The sequence below is a fragment of the Methylobacterium sp. Ger2507 genome, assembly GCF_055231875.1.
In genome coordinates this window covers 981,009-1,004,651 of record NZ_JBUYVC010000001.1, presented here as the reverse complement: position 1 = coordinate 1,004,651, position 23,643 = coordinate 981,009, and the positions used below count along the sequence as shown (strand labels likewise).

Annotated in this window: 16 protein-coding genes; 4 read left to right on the top strand and 12 right to left on the bottom strand. The window is 70.8% G+C overall.

The window, feature by feature from the left end; genetic code table 11:
- Positions 1–152 precede the first annotated feature (152 nt).
- Positions 153–401, top strand: a complete 249-nt coding sequence (locus tag ACV7NL_RS04690) for a hypothetical protein (RefSeq protein ID WP_156376219.1) — start codon at positions 153–155, stop codon at positions 399–401.
- A 24-nt stretch (positions 402–425) separates the two neighbouring features.
- On the opposite strand, the gene ACV7NL_RS04685 is transcribed toward ACV7NL_RS04690, so the two are convergent.
- From ACV7NL_RS04685 to ACV7NL_RS04630, 12 genes are all read right to left on the bottom strand, one after another.
- Entirely contained in the window at positions 426–1,298 is an 873-nt protein-coding gene (locus ACV7NL_RS04685; protein ID WP_200940994.1) for a type 1 glutamine amidotransferase, read from the bottom strand.
- A 146-nt stretch (positions 1,299–1,444) separates the two neighbouring features.
- Positions 1,445–3,013, bottom strand: coding sequence for an efflux transporter outer membrane subunit (locus ACV7NL_RS04680; protein WP_463355061.1), 1,569 nt, complete (start codon positions 3,011–3,013; stop codon positions 1,445–1,447).
- A 101-nt stretch (positions 3,014–3,114) separates the two neighbouring features.
- The gene (locus ACV7NL_RS04675) at positions 3,115–6,276 is read right to left on the bottom strand and encodes an efflux RND transporter permease subunit (RefSeq protein WP_056485761.1); all 3,162 of its coding nucleotides are present in this window, start codon (positions 6,274–6,276) and stop codon (positions 3,115–3,117) included.
- 63 nt (positions 6,277–6,339) lie between these two features.
- Positions 6,340–7,623, bottom strand: coding sequence for an efflux RND transporter periplasmic adaptor subunit (locus ACV7NL_RS04670; protein WP_463355060.1), 1,284 nt, complete (start codon positions 7,621–7,623; stop codon positions 6,340–6,342).
- A 563-nt stretch (positions 7,624–8,186) separates the two neighbouring features.
- A complete protein-coding gene (locus ACV7NL_RS04665) occupies positions 8,187–9,041 on the bottom strand; it encodes a MipA/OmpV family protein (RefSeq protein WP_463355059.1) in 855 nt (284 codons plus the stop codon).
- Between the two features lie 345 nt (positions 9,042–9,386).
- Positions 9,387–10,682: a hypothetical protein gene (locus tag ACV7NL_RS04660; RefSeq protein ID WP_463355058.1), complete on the bottom strand. Its 1,296-nt coding sequence runs from the start codon at positions 10,680–10,682 to the stop codon at positions 9,387–9,389.
- Positions 10,679–12,532, bottom strand: coding sequence for an alpha/beta fold hydrolase (locus ACV7NL_RS04655; protein WP_463355057.1), 1,854 nt, complete (start codon positions 12,530–12,532; stop codon positions 10,679–10,681). Before ACV7NL_RS04655 ends, ACV7NL_RS04660 begins: the two co-directional genes overlap by 4 nt.
- Entirely contained in the window at positions 12,522–15,014 is a 2,493-nt protein-coding gene (locus ACV7NL_RS04650) for a glycosyl hydrolase 2 galactose-binding domain-containing protein (RefSeq protein WP_463355056.1), read from the bottom strand. Before ACV7NL_RS04650 ends, ACV7NL_RS04655 begins: the two co-directional genes overlap by 11 nt.
- A gap of 12 nt (positions 15,015–15,026) precedes the next feature.
- A complete protein-coding gene (locus ACV7NL_RS04645) occupies positions 15,027–16,040 on the bottom strand; it encodes a DUF1839 family protein (protein WP_463355055.1) in 1,014 nt (337 codons plus the stop codon).
- 4 nt (positions 16,041–16,044) lie between these two features.
- Positions 16,045–17,001 carry an amino acid--[acyl-carrier-protein] ligase gene (locus ACV7NL_RS04640; protein ID WP_463355054.1) on the bottom strand — a complete coding sequence of 319 codons (957 nt, stop codon included), beginning with the start codon at positions 16,999–17,001 and terminating at the stop codon, positions 16,045–16,047.
- Positions 17,001–18,164, bottom strand: a complete 1,164-nt coding sequence (locus ACV7NL_RS04635; RefSeq protein ID WP_463355053.1) for an acyl-CoA dehydrogenase family protein — start codon at positions 18,162–18,164, stop codon at positions 17,001–17,003. Before ACV7NL_RS04635 ends, ACV7NL_RS04640 begins: the two co-directional genes overlap by 1 nt.
- On the bottom strand, positions 18,161–18,415 hold the full coding sequence (locus ACV7NL_RS04630) for an acyl carrier protein (protein ID WP_156376217.1): 255 nt from the start codon (positions 18,413–18,415) through the stop codon (positions 18,161–18,163). Before ACV7NL_RS04630 ends, ACV7NL_RS04635 begins: the two co-directional genes overlap by 4 nt.
- Positions 18,416–18,831: 416 nt before the next feature.
- Between ACV7NL_RS04630 and ACV7NL_RS04625 the strand changes: the two genes are divergently transcribed.
- The 3 genes from ACV7NL_RS04625 to ACV7NL_RS04615 all read left to right on the top strand — a co-directional run bounded on the left by ACV7NL_RS04625 (position 18,832) and on the right by ACV7NL_RS04615 (position 23,536).
- Complete coding sequence (locus ACV7NL_RS04625) at positions 18,832–19,920, top strand: acyltransferase family protein (RefSeq protein ID WP_056485743.1); 1,089 nt, start codon at positions 18,832–18,834, stop codon at positions 19,918–19,920.
- A gap of 235 nt (positions 19,921–20,155) precedes the next feature.
- The gene (locus ACV7NL_RS04620; protein WP_056188066.1) at positions 20,156–21,322 is read left to right on the top strand and encodes a glycosyltransferase; all 1,167 of its coding nucleotides are present in this window, start codon (positions 20,156–20,158) and stop codon (positions 21,320–21,322) included.
- Positions 21,323–21,334: 12 nt separating this feature from the next.
- On the top strand, positions 21,335–23,536 hold the full coding sequence (locus ACV7NL_RS04615; protein ID WP_463355052.1) for a GumC family protein: 2,202 nt from the start codon (positions 21,335–21,337) through the stop codon (positions 23,534–23,536).
- Positions 23,537–23,643 lie beyond the last annotated feature (107 nt).

Genomic DNA, 23,643 nt, shown 5'->3' with positions numbered 1-23,643 from the left:
CCCTTCAGCAGGCTCGGAGAAGGCTTACGATCGTGACGGAACAGACTCATCCCGAGGCATTCGCCCGCCACTCCCTATCCCAGAACACCCGGTCTCTTGAGATGTCCTCCGACGAGTCGAGTCCGTATGGTGCGGATAGGGACCAGTCCGACATGGACCAGTCCGATATCGACGAGCCCGACATGGACATGACGAGCGCCGACGATGCGCGCTCGGATGCCCCGGGCCGGGACGACGCGTCCGCGACGTTCACCGGGCGGGAGGACGCACCCCAGGCGCTCCGTCGCCGCGGACCGCTCGTCACCCGCTGGATCGGCTTCTCGGCCCAGCGCCGGCGGGCTCGGGAGCGGACGAATCGCCTGCAGCATCACGACACCGGCGCGGCGCGGTCCGGCTCCTGAAACCCGCAGCCCGCGCCCCGGCCCTCAGCGGCGCCGGCTGCGGGTGGGAAGGACCAATGCTTCGATGACGTTGCGCAGCTCGGTTTGGCGCTGCGCAACGTCGGTGACCTGATCGTCGAGGCCGAGCCTCCAGGCCAGATCCCGCCTGTCGGGTTCGCGATGCAGCGCCTCCACCAGGTCGGCCTGGGCCTCGATCGCGCTTCGGTCGCGCGCCAGCCCGGCCTCGACCAGCCCGTCGGCCTGCCGGCGCAGGGCTCCGCCGACCTCGTCGAGACCGATCTCGGGGTGGTACTGCACGCCCCAGAACGTCCCGCCATCGTGCCGGATTTCGGCCGCCTGAACCACGGTGCTGCGGTTGACCGCGAGCAGGACGGCGCCGTCCGGAAGCGTCTCGACCTCGTCGGTATGGATGCTGGGCGCATCGTAGGCGGCGGGCCGCCCCTTGAGGAGCGGATGGGACCGTCCCGCCTCGGTCGGCGTGATGCGGCGCGCGAACCCCGCCTCGGGGCCGTTGCGGTTCTGCCGGACCGTGCCCCCCGCCGCCACCGTCGCCAGTTGCAGCCCGGCACAGGAGCCGAAGGCGGGTGTTCCCGCCGCGAAGGTCGCGCTCATGAAGGCCAGGGACCGTCGGACCTCGGGCGTCTCCTCGTAGAGATGCAGCGGCGAGCCGGACAGGAAGACCGCATCGTAGCCGGCTAGGCTCTCGCCGAACGGCAGGGCGCCGTCGGCATCGGCCGGCTTGATCCTGTGGCAGGTCGCCCCCGGGGCGAGCTGGTTCAGCATCGCCACGTAGGTCTCGCCGGAGGAGCGCCCGACGCTGTCGCGACGCTCTTCGCGGGCCTCCGGCGGCTCGCTCTCGGCGACGAGGAAGCGGAGCCCTGATGGCGATGCTGGCAAGGGACGGATGCTCCGGGGAGACATTCCCCGGAAACCCGAACCGGTGACCGCCACCGGTGTTCCCGGGCGGGCGGACCTGCCGCAGGGCGAAGGGCCGGAGAATTCCGGGTCCGCGACGGGCCGGGACCGGACGCCCCTCCGCGGTCTTAGAGGAACTTGGCGGGGTCAGGGTTCGACGGGGCCGGCTTCACGTCCGACCGGTTCCACCAGCCGCCGCCGAGGGCCTGGAACAGGGCGGCGGTGTCGGCATACTGGTTGGCCCGGGCGCCGGCCGACGTCACCAGGGCCGAGAGGTAGGATTGCTGGGCGATCAGCACCTGCGTGCTGTTGAGGGCGCCGGCGGCGTATTGCTTGCGGATCAGCCCCAGGCTCTGGCCCGTCGCCCGCTCGGCGGCCGAGGCGGCCGCCACCGCCTGGGCATCGGACTGGAGCGCGCGCAGGGTGTCGGCGACGTTCTGGAAGGCGCCGATCACCACGGCGCGGTACTGGGCCTGGGCCTGAACCAGCGTTTCCTCCGCCGCGCGCTGGCGCCGGAACAGGGTTCCGGCATCGAAGATCGGCTGGGCCACGGTGCCGACGATGCCGTAGAACGAGGCCGTCGAGGCCGCGAGCTGGGCGATCCGCACCGCGCTGGCCCCGCCATTGGCGGTGATGTTGAATTGCGGCAGGCGGTTGGCCACCGCGACGCCGATTGCGGCGCTGGCCTGCTGGACGTTGGCCTCCGCCGCCTTCACGTCCGGACGCTGCTGAACGAGGCGCGAGGGCAGACTGACGGGCAGGCGGGTCGGCAGGCGCAGGGAGGCCAGGGTGAAGGTGGCGGCGATCTCCTCGCTCGGCAGGCGCCCGACCAGCGCGGTGAGCAGGTTGCGCTGCTGGGCGAGTTGCTTCTCCAGCGGTGGCAGCAGCTGCATCGAGACCGAGAGGGCGGCCTGCTGCACCACCACGTCGGCCCCGGCGATCTGCCCGAGGGAAAGCTGCTCGTTGTAGAGGGTGAGGACTTCGGTCTGGGCCTGGATCACCTTGCGGGTGGCGTCGATCTGCGCCCGCAGCGACGCCTCCTGGATCGCCGCCAGCACCACGTTCGTGGTCAGGGTGAGGTAGGTCGCCTCGAGCTGGAAGCGCTGGTTCTCGGCCTGGGCCTCCAGCGACTCGATCTGGCGCTGGTTGCCGCCGAACACGTCGGGGGTGAACGAGACCGTCACCTGCGGCGTGTAGAGACTGTAGAAGAGCTGCCGCGTGTCGTTGAGCGGCCCCTGCAGGGCGCCGCCGGGCGCCTTCTGGCGCGAGCCGAGGCCGTTGGCACCGACCACCGGAAACAACGTGCCGCGCTGCGCCTCCACGTTCTCCTGGGCGATCCGGAGCGACGCCTGCGCGGCGTCGAGGTTCGGGTTGTTGGCCAGGGCTTCGGCCACGAGGCGGTCGAGGGCGGGCGAACGGAACAGGGTCCACCACTGCCCGGGCACGTCGGCGCCGGACACGAAGGTCTGGTCGGCCGAGCCGCCGTGGACGGTGCGGACGGCGTCGGCGGCGGTGGGGTTGCCGAGCGGCTCGCGGGTGTAGCGGATGGCGGGCGGATCGGCGGGCGGCACGTAGTCCGGCCCGACCATGCAGCCGCCGACCGCACTCAGGGCCAGGGCGGCGAGGCCGGTGCGGACCATCGGGCGCAGGCTCGGCGCCCGGCCTGGCCGGAGCTTGATCTCGGGGGATGCCGCCATGGTGTCGGAGATTCCTGTCGCCGTCCGAGGCGGTAGAGGTGCCGGGCCGGCACCGAAGTCAACGCGGGCCTTCGCCGGCCCGGAGAAGCGTGATCGCGTCCTCATGCGGGCTCGACCCGGGCGGCCGCGCGGGCGGCCGTCGGCGACAGGGTCGCGGCCGGGACCCGGCGCGAGAACAGCGCGATCAGGATCGGCACCACCACCAGGATGAGGATCGGGGCGAGCAGGATGCCGCCGACCACCACCAGGGCCAGAGGCTTCTGCACCTGCGAACCGATGCCGGTGGAGATCGCCGCCGGCAGCAGGCCGACGCAGGCGGCCACGCAGGTCATCATCACCGGCCGCATGCGCACGTTGGCGGCCTGCCACACCGCCTCGGCCCGCCCCCAGCCGTCCTCGAGAAGCTGGTTGTAATAGGACAGCAGGATGACGCCCTCCATGGTCGAGATGCCGAAGAGCGCGATGAAGCCGATCGCCGCCGAGATCGAGAACGGCGTCAGCGTGAGGACCAGCGCGAAGATGCCGCCGATCATTGCCATCGGGATCACGCTGAGCGTCAGCGCCATGTCGGTGACGGAGCTGAAGTTGACGTAGAGCAGCAGGGCGATCAGCCCGATCGTCACCGGAACCACGAGGGTCAGGCGCTGCACGGCGTCCTGCAGGTTGGTGAACTGTCCGACCCATTCGAGGTGGAACCCGGCCGGCAGGGTCACGTCCTGGGCGATCCGGGCCTGGGCCTCCAGCACCGCGCCGCCGAGATCGCGGCCGCGCACGGAGAACTTCACCGGAATGTAGCGCTCCTGGTTCTCGCGGTAGATGAAGGCGGCGCCCGAGACGAGCTCGACCGTGGCGATCTCGGACAGCGGCACCTGGATCACGCCGCCGGCCGGGTTCGCCGCCCCGACGGTGATGTTGCGGATGGTCTCCAGGCTGCGCCGGTATTGCGGGGCGAGGCGAATACGCATCGGGAAGTGACGGTCCGAGCCGTATTCGTAGAGGTCGCCCGCCGTCTGCCCGCCGATCGCCGCCTGCACGGTGGTGTTGACGTCTCCCGGCGAGAGGCCGTAGCGCGCGGCCTTGCGCCGGTCGATGTCGATCCGCACCGTGGGCTGCCCCAGGGAGGCGAACACCGCGAGGTCGGTGATGCCGGGGACCTTCGCCAGGCTGGCCTTGATCGCCTCCGCCGTCTTCGTCAGGTCGTTGAGGTCGTTGCCGTAGATCTTGACCGAGTTCTCGCCCTTCACGCCCGAAGCGGCCTCCTGGACGTTGTCCTCGATGTACTGGGAGAAATTGAACTCGATGCCGGGGAAGGCCTCGTCCAGCTTGGCCGCGAGGTCGCGGACCAGCCCTTCCTTGTCGAGGCCCTTGCGCCAGGTGTCGAACGGCTTCAGGGGCGCCAGGATTTCGACGTTGAAGAAGCCGGTGGCGTCGGTGCCGTCATCCGGGCGGCCCTGGTGCGACAGCACCGTCACCACCTCGGGCACCTCGGCGATGATCTTGCGCAGGCGCTCGACGGAGGCGTTGCCCGCCTCGAGGGAGATCGAGGCCGGCATGGTGCCGCGGATGTAGAGATTGCCCTCCTCGAGTTTCGGCAGGAACTCGAGGCCGAGGGTCCGGGCGGCGATGCCGGAGGCGCCGAGCAGGGCGGCCAGCAGGAGGAGCGACAGCACCTTGTTGCGCAGGCCCAGGCGCAGGATCCGCACGTGGCCGAAGCGCAGCAGGCGCACGATCAGTGTGTCGCGCTCCTCCACGCGCTTCGGCAGGATCAGCGCCGAGAGCGCGGGCGAGACCGTGAAGGTGGCCAGGAGTCCGCCGATCAGGGCGTAGGCGTAGGTCTTGGCCATCGGCCCGAAGATGTGGCCCTCGACGCCCGTCAGGGTGAAGAGCGGCAGGAAGCCGACGATGATGATGGTGGCCGAGAAGAAGATCGCCCGGTTCACCTCCGCCCCCGCGATCGCGATGGTGCCGAGGCGCCCGGTCAGGCCACCCGGCGGAGGCTGATCCTCGGAATGCTCGGGTTCGGCCAGATGCCGGAACACGTTCTCGACCATGATCACGGTGGCATCGACGATGAGGCCGAAATCGATGGCGCCGAGGGAGAGGAGGTTGGCCGAATCGCCGCGCAGGACCAGGATCAGGATGGCGAAGCCGAGGGCGAACGGGATGGTCGCCGCCACGATGACCGCGCTGCGCAGGCTCCCCAGGAACAGCCACTGCACGACGAAGACCAGCACCACCCCGGAAACGAGGTTGTGCATCACCGTATGGGTGGTGGTGTGGATCAGGCCGCTGCGGTCGTAGATGCGCTCGACCCGCACGTCGGGAGGCAGGATGCCGCTGGCGTTGATCTTGTCGATCTCGGCATTGACCAGACGCAGCGTCGGCAGGCTCTGCCCGTCCCGGCTCATCAGGACGATACCTTCGACAATGTCGTTGTCGCCGTCATGGCCGACGATGCCGAGGCGCGGCGCGTGCGAGACCCGGACCTCGGCGACGTCGCGGACCAGCACCGGTACGCCGTTGACCTGCGTCAGCATCGTGTCGCGGATGTCGTCCATGTCGCGGATGAGGCCGATGCCCCGGACCACGGCCGATTGCTCGCCCACGTTGAGGGTCTGGCCGCCGACATTGATGCTTGAATTGTTCAGCGCCGTGACGAGCTGGACCAGGGTCAGGCCCTGGGCCTGGAGCCGGTTGAGGTCGACCGCGATCTCGTATTCCTTGGTCCGGCCGCCGAAGGCCGTCACGTCGACCACGCCGGGGATCGCCTTGAACCGGCGCTGCAGCACCCAGTCCTGCAGGGTCTTCAGGTCGGTGGAGGAATATCCCTTTGGACCCGTCACCTTGTAGCGCATGATCTCGCCCACGGGGCTCGTCGGCGAGATCTGCGGCTGGGCGCCGTTGGGCAGGGGCGGCAGCTGCGCCAGCCGGTTGAGCACCCGCTGCAGGGCCTCCTGGTAGGTGAAGGCGTAGGTGAACTGCACCTTCACGTCGGAGAGGCCGAACAGCGAGATGGTGCGCACCACGGTGGCGTTGGGAATGCCGGCGAGCTGCACCTCCAGCGGGATGGTGATGTAGCGCTCGATCTCGTCGGCGGATTGCCCGGGATTCTGCGTGATGACGTCGACCAGCGGCGGCACCGGATCGGGATAGGCCTCGATGTTGAGCTGGGTGTAGCTGGCATAGCCGAGCGCCAGCATCGCCACGAACAGCAGGAACACCAGCACGCGCTGGCGCAGGGCGAAGACGATGAGGCTGTTCATGGCGGATTGTTCATGGCTGGCCGTTCATGGCTGGCTGTTCATGTGAGAGGGGCGTGCGGCCCCTCAGGAGGCCTTGTCGCCGCTCGTCGCCCGATCCATGAACACGGCGCCTCGGGTGACGATCGCCTCGCCGGCGGAGATCCCGTCCGTCACCTGCGCCATGCCGCCGGCGGTGAGGCCGAGGGTGACGTCGCGGGCCTCGATGGCGCCGTCGGGCCGGGCGACCCAGACATGCGCGCGCGCGCCCTCGTAGACGATGGCGCCCGCCGGCACGGCCGGTGCCGACTGCTCCGGCCCGGTGAAGAGGGTGAAGCTGGCGAACATCTCGGGCTTCAGGACCTGGTCCGGATTCTCGACCTGGCTGCGCACGGCGAGGCGGCGGGTCGCCGGATCGAGGCTGGCCGCCAGGTAGTCGACCCGCGCCTTGAAGACCCGGTCTCCGAAGCCCGCCACCGTCGCCGCGACCTCCTGGCCGATCCGGACCCGGGGGATCTCGCTCTCCCGCACGTTGGCCACCAGCCACACCGTCGAGAGGTCGCCGATGACGAAGACCGGGTCGCTGGAACTCGACAGGTACTGCCCGAGCCCGACCTTGCGCTGGACGATGGTGCCGGCGATCGGCGCCCGGATCTGGGTCTCGGAACTCAGGGTGCCTTTCTTTTCGTAGGCGGCGATCTCCGCATCGGTCTTGCCGAGCAGGCGCAGGCGGTTCTTCACCGCATCCAGGCTGGCTTCGGCGGTCCGCAGGTCGCTCTGGGCCCCGATCACGTCGTTCTGGGCCGCCTGATAGTCCTTCAGGGCCACCGCCCTGGCCTGGAACAGCTCCTGCTGCCGGGCCGCGATGGTCTGGTCCAGCTTCAGCAGGGCAGTCGCCTTGGCGATCGTGTTGAGTGCGGCCTGGTAGTCGCTCTGGGCCTGGAGCATGTCGGTCGCCTCGAGGGTGAGGAGTACGTCACCCGCTTTCACCTCGTCGCCCGCCCGCACCAGAACCTTCGTCACCCGTCCGGCATACGGCGAGGTGACGGGCACGTTCTCGTCGTCGTTGAGGGCGATGCGGCCCTCCGCCATGCCCTCGGGCCGGAAGCTCCGCACCGTCACGGGCACGATGCCGAGAGCGGCGCGCTGCGCCGGGCTGGGACGGAAGACGCGGGCCACCGGCGCGGCCCGCGTACGGACGACATCCGCAGTCGGGGCATCCGGCGCGGCGAAGGGCGCCCGGATCGAGGCCCCGGCCCAGGTGATGAAGCCCAGGGTCGGGCCGGGCCAGATTCCGGCGGTCACGACGGCGCCGGTCAGCAGCCCGAGGGGAATGACGATCCTGGCGATCGCACGGGGTGTCCTGGTCATCAGGCGCAATTTCGTTTCGGGTTGGTCGTGGAGCGGCATCCGGAGCGATCGCGGATCAGGCGAACGCCACCCCGGACGAAGGCGTCAGGCGAAGGTCGGGGGCGCGTCACCGTCCCGGATCGTCGTCCCGGATCGGCGCGGAGCCGCAATCCGGCCAGCCCCAGGTCCGAGATGGGACCGGGAATCGGAGACCCGGCCGCACCGGACGACGCCATAGCCGGTCCGCACTCCATTTGCGTGACATGGTCCGAGGCGCCCACCACCGATCCGGGCATCCGCAGGACCGTCGCCGGTGCGCGAGCGGGATGGCTGCCGGGGGGCGCGTATCCTCGAAGCCGGGATCGGAGACATGATGGAGTCCGGCTCCGTCGATCGGGCCGGTCGCACCGGCGAATCATGCGCGTTTCACGTGACGCCTCCCAGACGGGAGGGTATCTGCCAGACAAGTTCAGGAATAATCCCGGCAAAAACCGCTTCCCGGTCGATTAACATGCGTTGATGCATCCTTGCATCACGACTTTCGAAATCGTGCTCGAAAACCGTTGGCGCGGCGCACACATGATTCAGGGCGTTGCCCGGAAGGAATAGGTCGCGCCGACTCCGACCGAGACGTGATCGACCGACCCGAAGCGCTGGACGATCGGACTGCGGGCGGCATCGAACAGCAGCCGGTCGTAACGGGCATAGACCAGGGTCTGCCAAGCCTCCGACCAATCATACGCGACGGCGCCCCCGATTCCGGCCGAGCGGAGGCCGCCCTTCGGATCGTAGGATGCGAGACCCGGTGCGCGCCCCGAAACGCCGAAATCAATGCGCTGGGACGCGGCGTCGGCCAGCACAAGGCGCGGGCCCGCGCTCAGGGTGAAGCGCCCGAACCGGCCGATCGCGTCGCCCGCGAGCTTGATCTGGATACCGTCACGGGCGCGGACGCCCTGGGTCACCTCGGCGCGCAGGCGCAGGGTCTCGTCCGCGAACCACAGCTCTCCGAAGACGCCGAGCCCCACCGTGAGGGGCACCGTCGGCAGGCCCGGGGTGAAGTGGACATCCCGCGCCGAACGCCCCTCCCGCAGGTCGATCACCGGCCCCATCCGTACGGCGCCCGCCTCGACCAGGGTGGCGTCGAGGCCATCGTCCGGCGACCACCATTCGGGCGCTTCCCCGGCCCGGCGGAACGATAGGTAGGGCAAGCCCCAGAGCGACGTCCGGTCCGAGCCCTGGAAGCGCGGCCCCGTCCCGGCGAGCGCGCCGATGGTGTAGACGGTGCCGGGCGCGAACAGGCTCCCGAGATCGTCGGCCCGCGCATCCCCCGGACAGGTTCCCGCTGCCGACAGGATCATCGCCGCCACGGCGAGGCGCCCGCGTCCGCCCGGGGGCGCCACCTGCGTTTCACCGGAGGATCGCTCGGAGCCCATCATCATTCCGCTGCCTTCCAAAGCTGCCCCCCAGTCCGGGTCTCGCAAGCCGGGTCCCCCAAGCCCGCAAGCCCGGTTCCGCGCGTCATCGGACCCGGCGAACATGCCGTGTGAGGGGGGGAGAGTGATGGTGGCCGGGAGGACCGGACCATCGATCAAGAGAGCACCGAACCATCAATTGATGGAGTTGGCGCACCAGCCCATCGAAGAGGTCAAGGGGACGGGAAAGTCAATTGCCGCGGCACGCTTCCACAGACTAGCCCAGCACATCCCGGCGGAAATGATGAACGATCCCGCACGCCGGGCGGCCGCAACCCGTCGATCCGCCGCAGGGTGCGGTTCGCGCCGAGGCTACCGGAGTTCCAGCACGCCGAGCCGGTCGGAAGCCGCCAGCGCGATCTGTCGAGCCGGCGGCAGGACGCTGACGCTCACGGACCCGTCGTCGCCGAAGCGGTGCAGCCGCGCCGCGTGCGGCGGCCGCGACAGGCGCAGAGTCACGGATTGCGCCGGGATGTCGGGACGGGGCTCGCGGGCCTGCCGGTCCCAGCCGTCGAGCCCGAGCCAGAACGGCACCAGCGCGGCGCCGTCCGCCCGGTGGAAGCGGGCCGTCACGAGGTCCGGCACCGTTTCGGGCAAGGTGACGCCGATCGGGTCGGGGCCGCCTCCCGCGGCAGGGCCGGCTTCCGCGGCGTGGCCGCCGAACAGACGGATCAGGCTGCGCACGGCGACGAACGAGGCGCCCGGCGTGCCATCGGGGTTCAGGAGCCCGAACCGGCTCTCCGGGTCGGTGTCGCCCCGGTCGAAGGAGGCGATCAGCTCGTACAGGTAGGTTCGCCGCACGCCCTGCAGGTAGCTCCAGAGAAGAAGACGCGGCAGGTAGCGGGCGCGGATGCCCTCCGAGACCGGCAGGTGGGCGCTGCGGGTGGCCAGGGCCGTGTGGTAGCCGTTCTCGGTGACGATCACGGGCGCGGTGCCGAAGACCGGCCGCACGGCCGCGAGGAAACCCGCGAGGCTGCCCGCGCCCCGGGTCTCGGGATGCTCGAGCCCCGGATAGGCGTGGACGTTGGCGAAGTCGACCGATCCGGACAGGTTCTCGGCGGCCGCGATGTTGGCCTGGATGTAGCTCGGCCCGGCGACCTTCACGGCGGGGAAGCGCCGGTCCTCGCGCACGGCGCGGAACAGGGCCGCCTGATGCGCGGCGGAGAGGCGGGCGAGGCCCGGCCCGGCGGCGACCGGCGGCTCGTTGCCGCCCTCCGCGATGACGAGTCCGTCCGCCGCCCAGCCGGCGATCTCGGCGAACCGCTCCGGTGGCACCCGCGGGCCGGGGGTGAGGCCGTCGTAGAACACGAGACTGAAGCGATAGCCCCGGCGGGCGAGGGTGGCGATGCGGGCGAACTGCCCGGCCGGCTCCGACCCGACGAGCACGATGTCGTCGCGCAGGTGACGCACGCCGAGGTCGTCGAGGGCCGCCGCACAGGCCGCGAAGCGCTCCACATAGGGCGTGCCGCCATGGCCGAAATGCACGTTGATCCCGATGGCGTCGACGAGATCCGCGCAGCGATGCGTCGGCACGGTCTCGGCCTCCGCCCGGCCCGCGAGCGCCCCGGCCGTCAGGACGAGGGCCGCGCGGCGGGTGAGGCCGCTCATGCCCGACCCAGGACGACGCGGGCGACGGCGCGCGGGTCGAGGGGGCGCGGGGCGGGCACGGAGTCCGGTCGCGGCGCGTCCTGGACCGCCCGCAGGACCTCGCGCAGATGCCGTCCGAGCAGCGCCTGCGCCTCCGCCGAGCTGAAGTTATGGTCGATGTCCGGAACGATCGTGACCGGCGCGCCAAGGCGGCGGTCCGCCCGTCCGGGGGAGCGGCCGAGATGGCGGCGCAGGGCGGCGAGCCCGGGATCGCCCGCGCTGTAGATCAGGTGGATCGTGGCGCCGCGGCGCCGCAGCCGGGCCACCCGCCGGGCGGCTGAGCCGCCGGGGGAGACGGGCTTCACCAGGCGCCGAAGGCGGCGCAGGGCGGTTGCGAGCCCGCGCCGGGCCAGCGTCGCGCCGATCGCGCCGACCCGGATCTGGCCACTCAGGAGCCGCCGCCAGGTCGCGCCCCGGGTCAGCAGCGCCGCGTAGGTCGAGGTGCTGCCGAAGACCTGACGGATCACGGCATCGACGTCCTGGCCCGGGTCCCAGTCGAAGCAATAGAGGTTGATCAGGAGGGCGCCATCGACCCGCGCGTCCCGGCACAGGGCCTGGAACGCCGCGTAGGCGCCGCTGCAATTGCCGACGAGCACGACGCGGTTGCCGGTCTCGGCGACTGCGTCGAGGGCGCGGCGGATGTCCTCGAACCCGTCCGGGGCGAACGGCGGCTTGCGCGCGTCCGGCCGGTCGCCGCTTTCGCCGATCCCCACGAGGTCGAAGCGGAGCGACGGGACACCGTCGGTCGCGAGCGAGCGGGCGAGATCCGTGGTCTGCCGGCCCCAGCCCGAATGCACGGTCATGCCGGTGGACACGAACAGCACCGTCGGCGCATCGGGTTCCCTCCGTCGGGGCGAGCACCGGATGCCGAACAGGTCCGGGTGGAACCGCACCGGCGCCTCGGTCCAGCCGGGTCCGTCGAGGCGCGCCGGGGCGAGGCGCAGGGGAACGGCCGGCTCGGTGCGCGTCATCCCCGCCGCAGCGAAGGCCGTGACGCGGGCGAAGGCCGCATCCGGGATTTCGGCGAAGATCGGGTCCCCGATGAGCGCGGCCAGACCGGGGAACGGCCCCGCCTCGACTTCGCTGCCGAGGGCAGTCAGCCGGGCCGCCAGGGCCTTGGTCTCGGAGGCCAGGAGCAGGACCTGCGGTGCCGGAGGACGCACGATGGCGCTGGCGTCGAGGTTCTGGAGGTCGGCCAGGAAGGCCGGACCCAGGCGAAAGCCGCCGACGCTGAGGCTGTCGGAGGCCTGAGCTTGGGTCTGGGTCTGGACCGGACCCGGGCCCTCCGCCACGCCCCCGACCGTCCGGGCGCGCAGCCGCATCTCGCGCAGGTAGGCCCGCCCCGTGGCGGCCGGCGCCAGCAGGACGAGATGGTCCACCGGCTCCGCCTGGGTCGCCAGGATGGCGAGGTTGGCCCCGAGCCGCAGGCCGACAAGGACGACCTCCGTGACGCCGGTCGTCTCGCGCAGGAAGCGGACCGCTTGGCCGATCGCCGCGACGCACGTCTCGACCCGCACCTCGCCCGCATCGCCGGAATCGCCCTCGCCCGGATAATCGAAGCGCAGGGTCGGACAGCCCGCCGCGGCGAGCCCTTCCGCCAGCGCCCGCCAGGGCCGGTGGGCGGCCAGTTGCTCGAAGCCGTGCGCGCCGCACAGCACGACGCCGCGCCGGCCCGTGGCCGGGTGGAGCCAGCCGAACAGGCCGCCGAAGGTCACCGGGGTGGCGGCCGAGAGAGCGGAGGAGGAAGTGGACGAGGGGGCGGCCGAGGGGGCGGCACCGCCCGTGATTCCGGGGCGAACATCAGACACCATGACCGAACCTCGCGATGTCCTGACTGTTGAGGGCCGACACCTCCCCCTGCGGGAGGTGGTGGGCGCCGGGAAACGTGACGAACCGCTCCGTCCCGGGCGCGAGGTGGAAACCGTTGTCGCACGGCCGCGCCCCGGGACTTTTCACCCGCACGCCGAGGGCGAGGTGATCCGTCGTGATCCGCAGGGTCGGCATGCGAGCCCCGGCGACGGGCTGCACGCGCAGGCCGATCGCGGTGCGGGCGATCGGTCGCGGGCCGGGGAAGTGGAAGCTCTCGGCCAGGACGGTGCCGCTCGCGTCGGTCAGGCAGGCCTGGGCGACATCGTGGATGCGCGGCCCGAAGCGATAAGCGTCGGTGGCATCGAAGAAGCGGCCGAGCATCTCGGAGGAGGACAGGGTCAGCGAGGCCCGCGGGCCGATCGCGACAGCGCGCTCGGCCTTCGCCGCGACCCGGCCGCTCCGATCCGCGAAGGTCAGGCGCAGGCCGAGGGTCAGCGCCTCGGCGGTCTCGTTGTGGACGTGGAGATGGAGCCCGTTCAGCCCTTCGTCCGACAGGGTGACCTGAACCGGACGAAAAGCGCGCTTCAGGGCGTACCAGCCGGATTTCGGGGCTTGGGTCCGGTCGATCACGCCCCAGCCGGTGCCCGGCCCGAGATCGCGCAGGAACCAGACGAGGCCGCCGGCGGTGGGGGAGCGCGCCCGGCGCCACTCGGCGAAGGTGGCCTCCATCACCTCCGCGACGGCGGCCCGGCCGAGTTCGAGGTAGCGCTGCGGATCGGTGGTGCGCAGGGTCGCGGGATCGACGCCGTAGAGCAGGGCGACATAATGGTCGCGCACCTGCTCGAAGTCCCAGTCGGCCCCCCGGTCGCGGGGAATACCCGCGTCCCAGGCCGGGTCGGACGGGTCCATCCCGCCCAGGGTCTCCGGATCGGGCAGGGTCTCGGGATCGGGCAGGGTCTCGGGATCGGGAAGATTGGCGAAGGCGAGGCACTCGGTGGCGAAGCCCAGCTCGGCCCGGCGGGCATCCTCCAGGGGGCGGCGATAGGCGCCGACGCCGTAATAATGGGTGCAGCCGGCGCTCACCGAGAACGGCAGGTCGCCGCCCGAGGGCGAGTTCGGCACCACCACGAGGTCGGGGCGCATCGTGGCGACCTGCGCCGGCAGGGTCTCGGCACAGAAGGCATCGGCCCAGACGCTGCGCGGGGCGCCCAGCATGGCAGCCTGCTGCCAGACCTCGCTGCCGCCGCAGAGCACCGCGAGGGACGGCGCGAGCTGCGTGCGGTCGAGAAATCCCGCCACCTCGCGGGCGAGGCTCGCGGCGAAGTCCGGATCGTCGTGGGGATAGTCGAAGTTCGCCAGCATCAGGTCCTGCCAGACCAGGAGGCCGGCGGCATCGCAGTGATCGAAGAACTCGGACGACGGGTACAGCGTGGTGCCGGACACGCGCAGCATGTTCATGCCGGCCTCGCGGGCCAGGGCGACGAGGGCGGCGTCCTTCTCCGATCCGAGGCCGACGAGATCCGGCGGCATCCAGTTGGCGCCCCGGCAGAAGATCGGCACGCCATTGACCGCGAGTGCGAGCCCCGCCTCGAAGGGCCGGGTCAGCGACAGGGTGCGAAAGCCGGTCCGCCCAAGATCGAAGGGCATGCCGTCGATATCCACTGTCACCGGGTGGAGATGGGGAGTCCCGTGGGTGTGCGGCCACCAGGGCGCGACGCCGGGAAGCTCCAGGGTGCCAACGAACAGGCCGGGTTCGGCCTCGGTCAGGTGGACCTCCCGCCCGTCGCACCGGAGCGTGACGGAGGCGGCCCTGCCGGGGATGCGCAGCCGTGCGGCGAGAGACCCGGTGGCGCCGTCGAGGGAGGCCCTCAGATCGGCCTCTGCCAGCCGCGACGGGGCCGGCTCCACCGTCACGGGCCGATAGGGGCCGACGCAATCGATCGCTGGGCACCAGCCCGGCATGAAGCCCAGGAGGCTCGTCCGCACGTGGCGCAGGGCGCCGGGAGTGACCATCCGGGGACGCCAGCGGCCGCGCTTCGATGGCCGTTCGAGCTGCGCCGTCAGGGACCGGAAGCAGAGCGCGAGATCCGTTCCTGAGGCGAGATCGGTTCCGGGACGGAGATCGGCGTCGATGACGTAGGCTTCGAACATCGAGCGGGTGACCAGCACCGGAACGCCGTCGAGCCAGATTTCGGCCAGGGTCGCCAGACCCTCGAAGCGCAAGCGCACAGGACCGGTCTCGCGCAGGCTGGTCCGATACCACGCGTCGCGATCGTGGATCGGCGTCGGCGCAGCCTCCGACCAGCGCCCGGCGTCGCGCAGGGCGGCCGCAACGGTGCCGGGGACGGGAGCCGGAATCCAGTCGGTCGCCCGTTCCACCAAGTCGCCCGGTCCGGCGCAGGCGCCGGGCGGCGTCAGGGCGAGGCGCCAGGGGCCGGCTACCGCCCGCGGCGCCACCCCCCCGATCGAACGAAGACGAGCCACGATCCGCCTCGCTCAGCCGGGAACGCGGTCGAGGGCGCGGTCGAGGGCATCGAACACGTCCGCGTAGGTGGCGGCGAGCCGGTCGAGGCGCGGGGTCAGCCCGTCGGCGCTACGCCGGTGGAAAGCCCGGGCGAGCTGGAACTGGAAGGCTTTCGCTTCGGCGCCGAGCCGATGGGCGGCCTCGGATGCGGGACCGAAGAGACCGCGCCCCATTCCCTCGAGCCCGGTGCCGGCGAGCCCGGTGCCGTCGAGCCAGGCGAGATGGCTCGCCAGCAGCTCGAAATTCGCCCCGAGCTGGCGTGTGGTGTTGAAGGCGTAGGCGTGGAAGACGGCGAGCGGGCGGGTCACCAGGGCAGGCGCCGTCGCCGCGAGGGTGTCACGGAAGGCCACGACCGGGTTCCGCTCCGGTGCCCGGGCGCGATGGCGCTTGAGGAGGTCGAGGGCGGCGCCCGGGAGATCGGCCGCGCCCAGGGGCTTGGTGACCGCCTTCACGAATTCGGCGTAGGGCGGCAGCACCGCGGGACCGAAGATGCCCCGGTAATCGTCGCCCGAGAGCCGGAACCGGCCGGCATTGTGGAGATAGTCGAGTTCCCGGGCCTCGGGATCGAGGGCCAGGATGCCGATCGTGGTCTTGCCGTGGTCCCGGCCATAGGTGGTGCCGTGGGTGTCCGGCAGGTGGATCGCATCGACCTCCACCAGCACCGGCCGTCCGCGGGCGGCCAGCGCCCGGGCGTGCGTCTCGAGGCCGTCGTAGACCGCGAGTTCCAGCACCTCCAGTCCGTAGAGCCGCTCAAGGTCGGCGGCGGGCGGCTTGAAGAAGGTGAACTGGTCGCCCTCGAAATCCTGCCGCAGGGTGAAGCCCAACATCGCCTCCGGGACGAAGCCGCGCCCGTGCAGGAGTTCGATCCAGAGGTCGACGTAGCAATTCGTCTCCGGCCAGTTGCGGTCGGCCCCGTGGAGCGGGTGCGGCGCATGGGGCTGGTCGGCGCCGGGCACGGGCGACGTCCGGGCGAGAGCGGCAGTCACCGGATCAGCCCCACAGGGTGTCGCGCACGGAATCCGGCCAGGCGGCGAGGTCCAGGCCGTAATGGCGCAGGAGGGCGAGGGTGATCCGCTCCAGGCCGAAGCCGACGCAGGCGGTGTGGGCCACGCTGCCATCGGCCTGGCGCAGGTCCCAAGTCGTGCCGAAATGATCCTGGTGGTAGTTGAAGCTGAGGCAGGCGGTCGGCTTCTCGACGCTGTTGACCGGCACGTTCAGCTCGAACTTCAGGTTCTGCTGGCGCTGGTTGTTGGCGAGCATGCGCCCGGCGCGGCCGAAGAACGGATCGTTGGCGACATCGATCGCCAGCGGCAGGGCGAGGCTGCGGATCATCTCGGTGCCGCGGGCGAGCCAGGATTCGCGGAAGGCCAGCACCTGCTCGGGGCTGCCCATGCGGACGTATTCGCGCATCCGGAACAGCTGCATCCGGGTCGGCTCGAGGCTCGGCTCGCGCCGGAAACAGTAGGATTGCAGGTCGAACAGGCCGCCCCCGGCGGGCAGGGGGCCTCGCGCAGCCGCGGCGGGATAGAGCGGGTAGCAGGCCGCCGGGGTGAGGACGATATCGGTCGCCCGCTGCTGGCCGGTCCAGTCGTTCCGGGCCTCGACGCAGGCCAGAAGCTCGGCGTGCTCCGCCTCGTTGCCGCAGAAGCTGTGCACCGTGCCGGCAAGGTTCGGGAAGCCCTTCAGGTAGCCGCTGCGCTCGAAGGCGGGCCGGCTCATGGCGGGCGGAAAGCGCATCACCTCGGCCCCATCCGCCGCGCCGAGGCGGGTGATCAGGCGCTCCAGGGCATCCACCACGCTCTCGAAGTCGCCGCTGCGGCCGTAGAGGCCCTCGACGCCGGTGCGGACCAGGAGGCCCTGGTCGAACAGGCGGTCGAGAAAGCTCGGTGCGTCGGTCCCCGCATCGTCGGCGATGGTGTCGGCGGGAAGTGAGAAGGTCGATTCCATCACGCGCTCATGAGCTGTCCGCCACCCTTCTGCACGAGCAGGAGCTTGGCGGTGTTGGCGAGGATGCGGTCGTTCCCGATCATCAGCGGTGCCGACAGGACGTCGCGCAGGGGCCGGCCGAGACTGAAAGGCGTGCCGTTCTTGTACCCAGCGAGGCCGACGATCGCGAGGGCACGCTGCACGATGTCGACGGCCATCTCGGACGCGGTGGTCTTCAAGTTGTTGAGCATGACCGCGAAACCGATGGAGCCGATCGCGTCGGCATCGCCCTGTACGTCCTCGTAACGGACCAGGGCGGCGACGATGGCGCTCCGCAGGGCCTGGAGCGTATTTGAGACCTCGGCGAGGCGCAGGGCCGTGGGCGGGACCTGTCCGGGCTGGCGCCGGGCCTCTCCCTGCACGAAGGCGCGGGCGCGATCGACGGCCGCATTCGCGATGCCGAACCAGACGCTGCTCCACAGGAGATGCGAGGCGGCCAGCATCGACTGGGCGGCGATTTCGGCGAAGGGCTTCGGCAGGATCTGCGCGACCGGGAGGCCCCGGGCCTCCAGGCGAAAGCCGTCGCTGCAGGTGCCGCGCATCCCAAGAGTGTCCCACACGCTCCTGCGCTCCAGGAAGATCTGGTCGGCGAGGAGGGCCACCAGCACCTGATCGGAGCCCGCCGCGTCCGGATGGCGCCGGGCGGTGGCCAGGATGAGATCGGCCTGCCGACCATAGGAGATGACGGACGCATCCTTGCCGAGGGAGAACACGCCGTCCTCCGCCTCCACGGCGCAGAAGCTGGTGCGCAGGTCGCCGCCGATGCCGGCCTCGGTGGTCGAGGAGGCCACGAGCAGCTGCTCGCGAGCGATCCGCTCCATGAGCTGGCAGTGCCAGGCGCTGTCGAGCCCGTGGGCCACGAGGCTCGCGACCTTGATGTGATGCATGGCGAACACCATCGCGGCGTTGCTGCAGGCCTGGCCGAGGGTACTGCAGACCACCGCCACCTGGCGCAGACCGGCGCCCTCGCCCTCGAACTGGCTCGGGATCTGAAGGCCCAGCAGCCGTTCCGCCTTCAGCGCCGCGACCGCCTCCGCGGGGAAGCGGCCCTCGCGGTCGACCGCGTCGGCGTGTTGGGCCGCCACGGCCGCCGCGCGCTGGGCACGCTGGGCCAGGGCGTTCACGCCGCGACCGACTGCAGCACCGCGGACACGGTCTCGCGGATCGCCCGGATCGTGGAGAAGGACCGGCGGGTCAGGAACTCGTCCGGGAACTCGATGCCGAAGCGCTCCTCGAGGGCGAGCATCAGCTGCACAGAGCCGAACGAATCGAGACCGCGGTCGAACAGACTGTCGTCCTCGGCGATCTGCTGCGCAACGGGGGCGAGCGCCTCGTTCGAACCGAGAATCGTCCGAATATCGTCTGAGGTAACCAAGGCACCGCTCCATTCCCGAAGGAGGTCCATGTATTGATCAGCGATCGAGATTGTCAAACGACTAAAGATTAATTGGTAAACCCGCTATTCTTGGCTCCTGGTGCGTCCACAGGTGGACTAGCGCGGCAAACATCCCCTCGCTCGAATCCGCGACATTGAACAGGCTCCGCATTTCCGACATCTCCGGACACGGGCAAGCGTTGCCGTGCGTTCGCGAAGGATGGGCGCAAGACAAGATCGAGACATCCCAGCGATGAATAAACTCTGATCCTGTCCGCCGAAGATCGGCACGATTCAGGATAACCCGCGAAAGTTCGTGACTTCGGAGGCGCCGCGAGGCTTCATTCGACACGACAGGCGCTGGCTGCGTGCCGCCCCTGCCGGGTGGACGACCGCACGCGGTCCGGCGGCGAGACATGATCTACAACCTGCAGATTCTGCGTGCCCTGGCCGCCTACCTGGTCTTCCTGACCCATTTCGGCCTGTACGCGGCCCCGATCCTGCCACGACCGGACGCCCTCGCCTTCGGGGCCGTCGGCGTGGACGTGTTCTTCGTCCTGTCGGGCTTCATCATGTTCGTGAGCACGGCCGGGGGCGGCGAGACGCCCGGGTCCTTCCTGCTGCGCCGGGCCATCCGGGTCGTTCCGGTCTACTGGCTCGTCACCCTCGCGCTGGTGCTGATCGTCCTGGCCGGCCTGAAGCCGATCGGGATCGTCGCGCTCCGGCCCGACTACGTCGTGCAGTCCCTGCTGTTCCTTCCGTTCTCCCGGAACGGCTACGTCGAGCCGCTGAACTCGGTGGGGTGGACGCTCAATTACGAGATGTTCTTCTATGCCGGCTTCGCCGGACTCCTGCTCGTCGCCTCGCTCAAGGCCCGTCTGATCGGGCTGGTCGCCGGCTTCCTCGGCCTCGCCCTTCTCAGCCTCGCGCCGGTGCCGGGCCTGTACTGGGCCTATTACACGAAGCCCATCGTGCTGGAATTTGCCGCGGGGGCGGGCCTCGGCTACGTCTATCTGCGCCTCGGCCAGCCGCCCGCGGGCTTTCCCGTCCGGCGGCTGGCCGGCACGGCCCTCGTTGCCGCGGCCGCCCTCGTCCTCGGCGCCCAGGCGCTGGCCGCCGCGCGCGGTGCGGATCTGGAGATGACGGGCTTCGCCCGGCCGCTGGTCTGGGGAACGGCCGCGTTGCTGGCGGTCGGCGCCGTGGTGCTGCTGGAGCGGGGCGGCGTGGTGCTGCGCTCGCGCTGGCTGCTGTCCCAGGGCAATGCCAGCTATGCGTTCTACCTCATCCACAACCTGATGCTGCACAGCGCCGCGAAGGTGGCGGCTGTGCTGGTCGCACCCGGAGCGCTCCGCGTCGTCCTGGTCTTCGTCATCGCCTTCGGCGCGTCGGTCGCCCTCGGGGAATGGCTGTTTCGATGCGTCGAAGCCCCCATGGGCGCCGCGCTTCGACGCCGGCTCGACCGGCGGCCCCGATCCGCACCACTGACCGGAGCGGTGACACCGTGAAAGGCGCGGCTCCGCAGCGACAGCCTTAACCACCGGTAAATGATGACCGCAATTTCTTCAATAAAGCCCTCCAGCCACGACTTTGTCGCAACTTGGATCGCGCCAGATACCGCTTCTTTACCGGTGGCGACCGTAGTACACCTGAATTCAAGGATCGCGGATTGATATGGCTGGCCTGACGGCAACCGGCCGGGAGTCTGTTCGAACGACCGGCGGGCCGGCGAGGATGGTGCGGATGCGTGTCGCGATCGTTCATGACTGGCTCTATGTTGTCGGCGGCGCCGAGCAGGTGCTTCGGCAACTGCTGAAGATCTATCCACAGGCGGATGTCTATACGCTGTTTGACTTTCTGTCCGAGCGGGACAAGGCGCAGCTCGGGTACAGGGATGCGCGGACCAGCTTCCTCCAGGGCATGCCCTTCGCGCGCAGCCGTCATCGGCACTACCTGCCCCTCATGCCGATCGCCATCGAGCAGTTCGACCTGTCGGGATACGACCTCATCGTCTCGAGCAGCTACGCGGTCGCCAAGGGCGTGCTCACCGGACCCGACCAGCTCCACGTCTCCTACGTCCACTCGCCCATGCGCTACGCCTGGGACATGCAGCACACCTACCTGCGGGAGAGCGGCTGCGCGCAGGGCGTGAAGGGCTTGGTCGCCCGCCTGATCCTGCACTGGATGCGGCTGTGGGACTACAGGACGGCGGCCGGACCGAACGCGATCGTGGCCAATTCGGCGTTCGTGGCACGGCGCATCCACAAGGTGTACGGGCGCACGGCCGAGGTGATCCACCCGCCCGTCACGCTGTCGAGCCAGCGGGGGGACGTGGCGCGCGCGAACCACTTCCTGGTGGCGAGCCGGCTCGTCGCCTACAAGAACGTCGAGGCCGTCGTGCGCGCCTTCGCGCAGCTTCCCGACCTGAACCTGGTGGTGGCGGGCACCGGCCCCGAGGGCGAGCGGCTGCGCGCGATCGCCACCCCGAACGTCTCCTTCACGGGCTTCGTGCCCGACGCGGATCTGCGCCACCTCATGGCCACGGCCCGGGCCTTCGTGTTCGCGGCGGAGGAGGATTTCGGGATTATCGTGGTGGAGGCCCAGTCGGAGGGCACGCCCGTGCTGGCGCTCGGTCGCGGCGGCGTGCGCGAGACCGTCCAGCCGCATGGGCCGCACCGCACCGGCCTGTTCTTCGAGACGCCGGAACCCGAGGCCATCGCGGCCTGCATCCGCGAGTTCATCCGGCAGGAGAGCGGCTTCACCCGCGAGGCCTGCCGGGCCCAGGCCGAGCCCTTCTCCGCCGAGGTGTTCCGGCTCCGGTTCTCGCGCTTCGTCGACGAGCAGATGGCACTGCACCGGGCGGCCTGCGAGCCGCCGCGTCCGTTGCCCCGCCTCGAAGCCGTATCCTGAGGGAAGGCGCGCATGTCCCTCCTCACCCTCGACCTGCCCGATCGGGTCCCGGCCTCCGGGAGCCGCCGCGCCGCGCCCGAACGCGAGCGCGGCAGCCATCTCCTGGCGCCTCTCCTCAAGATCTGGCGCCGCCGCATCCTGTTCGCGACGGTGTTCATCGCGGTCTTCGGGCTGGCCGTGACCCTCCTGATCCGGACGCCCGCGCAATACGTCGCCAGCGGGTCCGTGATCGTGGCCGAGCCCGAGCCGGGCGCCAACAATGCGTCCATGGCCTGGATCCAGAAGCTCGGCGACCCCGCCGATCTCGAGAGCCAGATCCTGGTGCTCCGGTCCCCCCGCCTGATGCGCCTGGCCGCCGACAACGGCCTCGCCGAGGCCGTGATGGCCGAGTGCCGCCAGGCCGTCACCCGGGGGCGGCCCGACCGGATCACCGACAAGAAGGACGCCGCCTGCATCAAGCTCGGCACCGACCGGGATGCGCTCGTCGAGTACCTGCAGAAGCGCTATCTCGTCGGCAGCGCCGGCCGATCCCGCGTCATCGCCGTCGCCTACAAGTCGCCGCTGCCCGAGGTGGCGCAGACGATGGCCAATGCGCTGATCAACGCCTTCCTGGAGGACCAGCGCAATGCGCAGGCCTCGAGCCGCAAGGCCGCGACCGACTGGCTGTTCACCGAGATCAAGCAGCTCGACAGCTCGATCCGCGACGACGAGGCGCGCATCCAGGCCTTTCGGCGCCGCAAGGGCCTCGTGAAGGGTGCGACCGGGCCGATCAGCGCCGAGCGCCTCACCGGCATCAGCCAGCAGCTCGCCGCCGCCGAGGGGTCCAAGGCGGATGCCGCCGCGCGCCTCAAGGAGATCGAGGCCGACCGCCGTCGCGGCTCCGACAGCGCCCCCGCGGTCCTCGCGAGCCGGGCGGTCGGCGACCTCAAGCAGCAGTTGAGCGGGGTCAGCGCCCAGCTCGCCAACCAGAGCACCCTGCTCGGCCCCAACCATCCGTCCGTGCGGGCGCTCCAGACCGAGCGCAACAGCCTGCGCGACCAGATCGAGCGCGAACGGACCAACGTCGCCGACGGCCTGCGCAAGACCTATGAGGCCTCGAACACCCTGGCCAAGGCGCTGCGCGCGCAGATGGACAGCGCCAAGTCCGAAGCCGCCGCCGCCATGGACGACGAGGCCTCGATCGAGGGCATGGTCCGCAACGCGGAGATCAAGCGCGCCCGCTACGCCGACCTCGTGAAGCGGGCGAGCGAGCTGGAGACCGAGCGGCGCATCCTGACCGGCAGCACCCGGCTGGTCAGCCTCGCGGAGATCCCCCAGGAAGCGTTCTCGCCGAAACCCGTGCCGTTCCTGGCGGGCGGCTTCGTGCTGGCGACCGTGCTGGCCGCCGCCGCCGCCCTGCTGCGGGACTTCGCGGACCGGCGGGTCCGCACCCCCGCGCAGCTCGTGGCCGGCACCGGCGCTCCCGTCTTCGCGCAGCTGCCCTGCCTCGATCCGGGCGGCCTCGTCGGCCGCCTCTCCGACCGCCGACGCGAATTGCCCCTGGCCGAGGCCCTGGAGCGGGCGCAGGGACATCCGGCGATGCGGAACGTGCTGCGCACCCTGCATGCCCACCTGTTCCTGGCAGGCGGCAACGGCTCGCGCACGGTCCTGGTGACCTCGGCCAAGCCGCGGGAAGGCAAATCCTTCACGACCTTCGCGATCGCCGGCCTCAGCGCCGCGAGCGGCCGCCGCGTGCTGGTGATCGAGTGCGACCTGCGACGGCCGAATTTCGAGGCGACGCTCGGGCTCGGGCGCAGCTCCGGTCTGGTGGGGGTGCTCCGCGGCACGACCGATCCGGCCGCGGCGGTGGTCTCCTGCGACGGCTTCGACGTCATTCCGGCCGGGCTGCCGACGCCGGACTCGACGGAACTGCTGATGCACCCCCGCATGGCCGGCCTCCTGGCCTGGAGCCGGCGCTACGACCTCGTGCTCCTCGACAGCCCACCCACCAGCCTGCTGATGGACGCCTACATGCTGGCCCGGCACGTCGACGGCGTGCTGTGCTGCACCCGCTACGGCCGCTCGCAGCTCTCCGACACCATCGAGACCGTCACCGGCCTGCGCGAGGCCGGCGGTGCGGTGCTGGGCATCGCCATGACGATGGTGAAGCCGGGCGGCCAGCCGACCTACGAGCCCGCGCCGCTTCCCCTGCCGCACCGCGCGGGGGCCGCCTGATGGCCGGGGCGCTCTCCACCGGGGCGGCCCGCGATGCCGCCGACACGACCGTGCCGAACCGCGTGTCGGACCGCGTGGCGGCCACCCGGCCCCGGGTGCTGTTCGTG

Coding starts and splice junctions, on each gene's coding strand:
- ACV7NL_RS04690 (WP_156376219.1), top strand. CDS start 153: ATGGACCAGTCCGATATCGACGAGCCCGACATGGACATGACGAGCGCC.
- ACV7NL_RS04670 (WP_463355060.1), bottom strand. CDS start 7,623: ATGACCAGGACACCCCGTGCGATCGCCAGGATCGTCATTCCCCTCGGG.
- ACV7NL_RS04680 (WP_463355061.1), bottom strand. CDS start 3,013: ATGGCGGCATCCCCCGAGATCAAGCTCCGGCCAGGCCGGGCGCCGAGC.
- ACV7NL_RS04655 (WP_463355057.1), bottom strand. CDS start 12,532: ATGGTGTCTGATGTTCGCCCCGGAATCACGGGCGGTGCCGCCCCCTCG.
- ACV7NL_RS04675 (WP_056485761.1), bottom strand. CDS start 6,276: ATGAACAGCCTCATCGTCTTCGCCCTGCGCCAGCGCGTGCTGGTGTTC.
- ACV7NL_RS04615 (WP_463355052.1), top strand. CDS start 21,335: ATGTCCCTCCTCACCCTCGACCTGCCCGATCGGGTCCCGGCCTCCGGG.
- ACV7NL_RS04640 (WP_463355054.1), bottom strand. CDS start 17,001: ATGGAATCGACCTTCTCACTTCCCGCCGACACCATCGCCGACGATGCG.
- ACV7NL_RS04625 (WP_056485743.1), top strand. CDS start 18,832: ATGATCTACAACCTGCAGATTCTGCGTGCCCTGGCCGCCTACCTGGTC.
- ACV7NL_RS04665 (WP_463355059.1), bottom strand. CDS start 9,041: ATGATGATGGGCTCCGAGCGATCCTCCGGTGAAACGCAGGTGGCGCCC.
- ACV7NL_RS04660 (WP_463355058.1), bottom strand. CDS start 10,682: ATGAGCGGCCTCACCCGCCGCGCGGCCCTCGTCCTGACGGCCGGGGCG.
- ACV7NL_RS04620 (WP_056188066.1), top strand. CDS start 20,156: ATGCGTGTCGCGATCGTTCATGACTGGCTCTATGTTGTCGGCGGCGCC.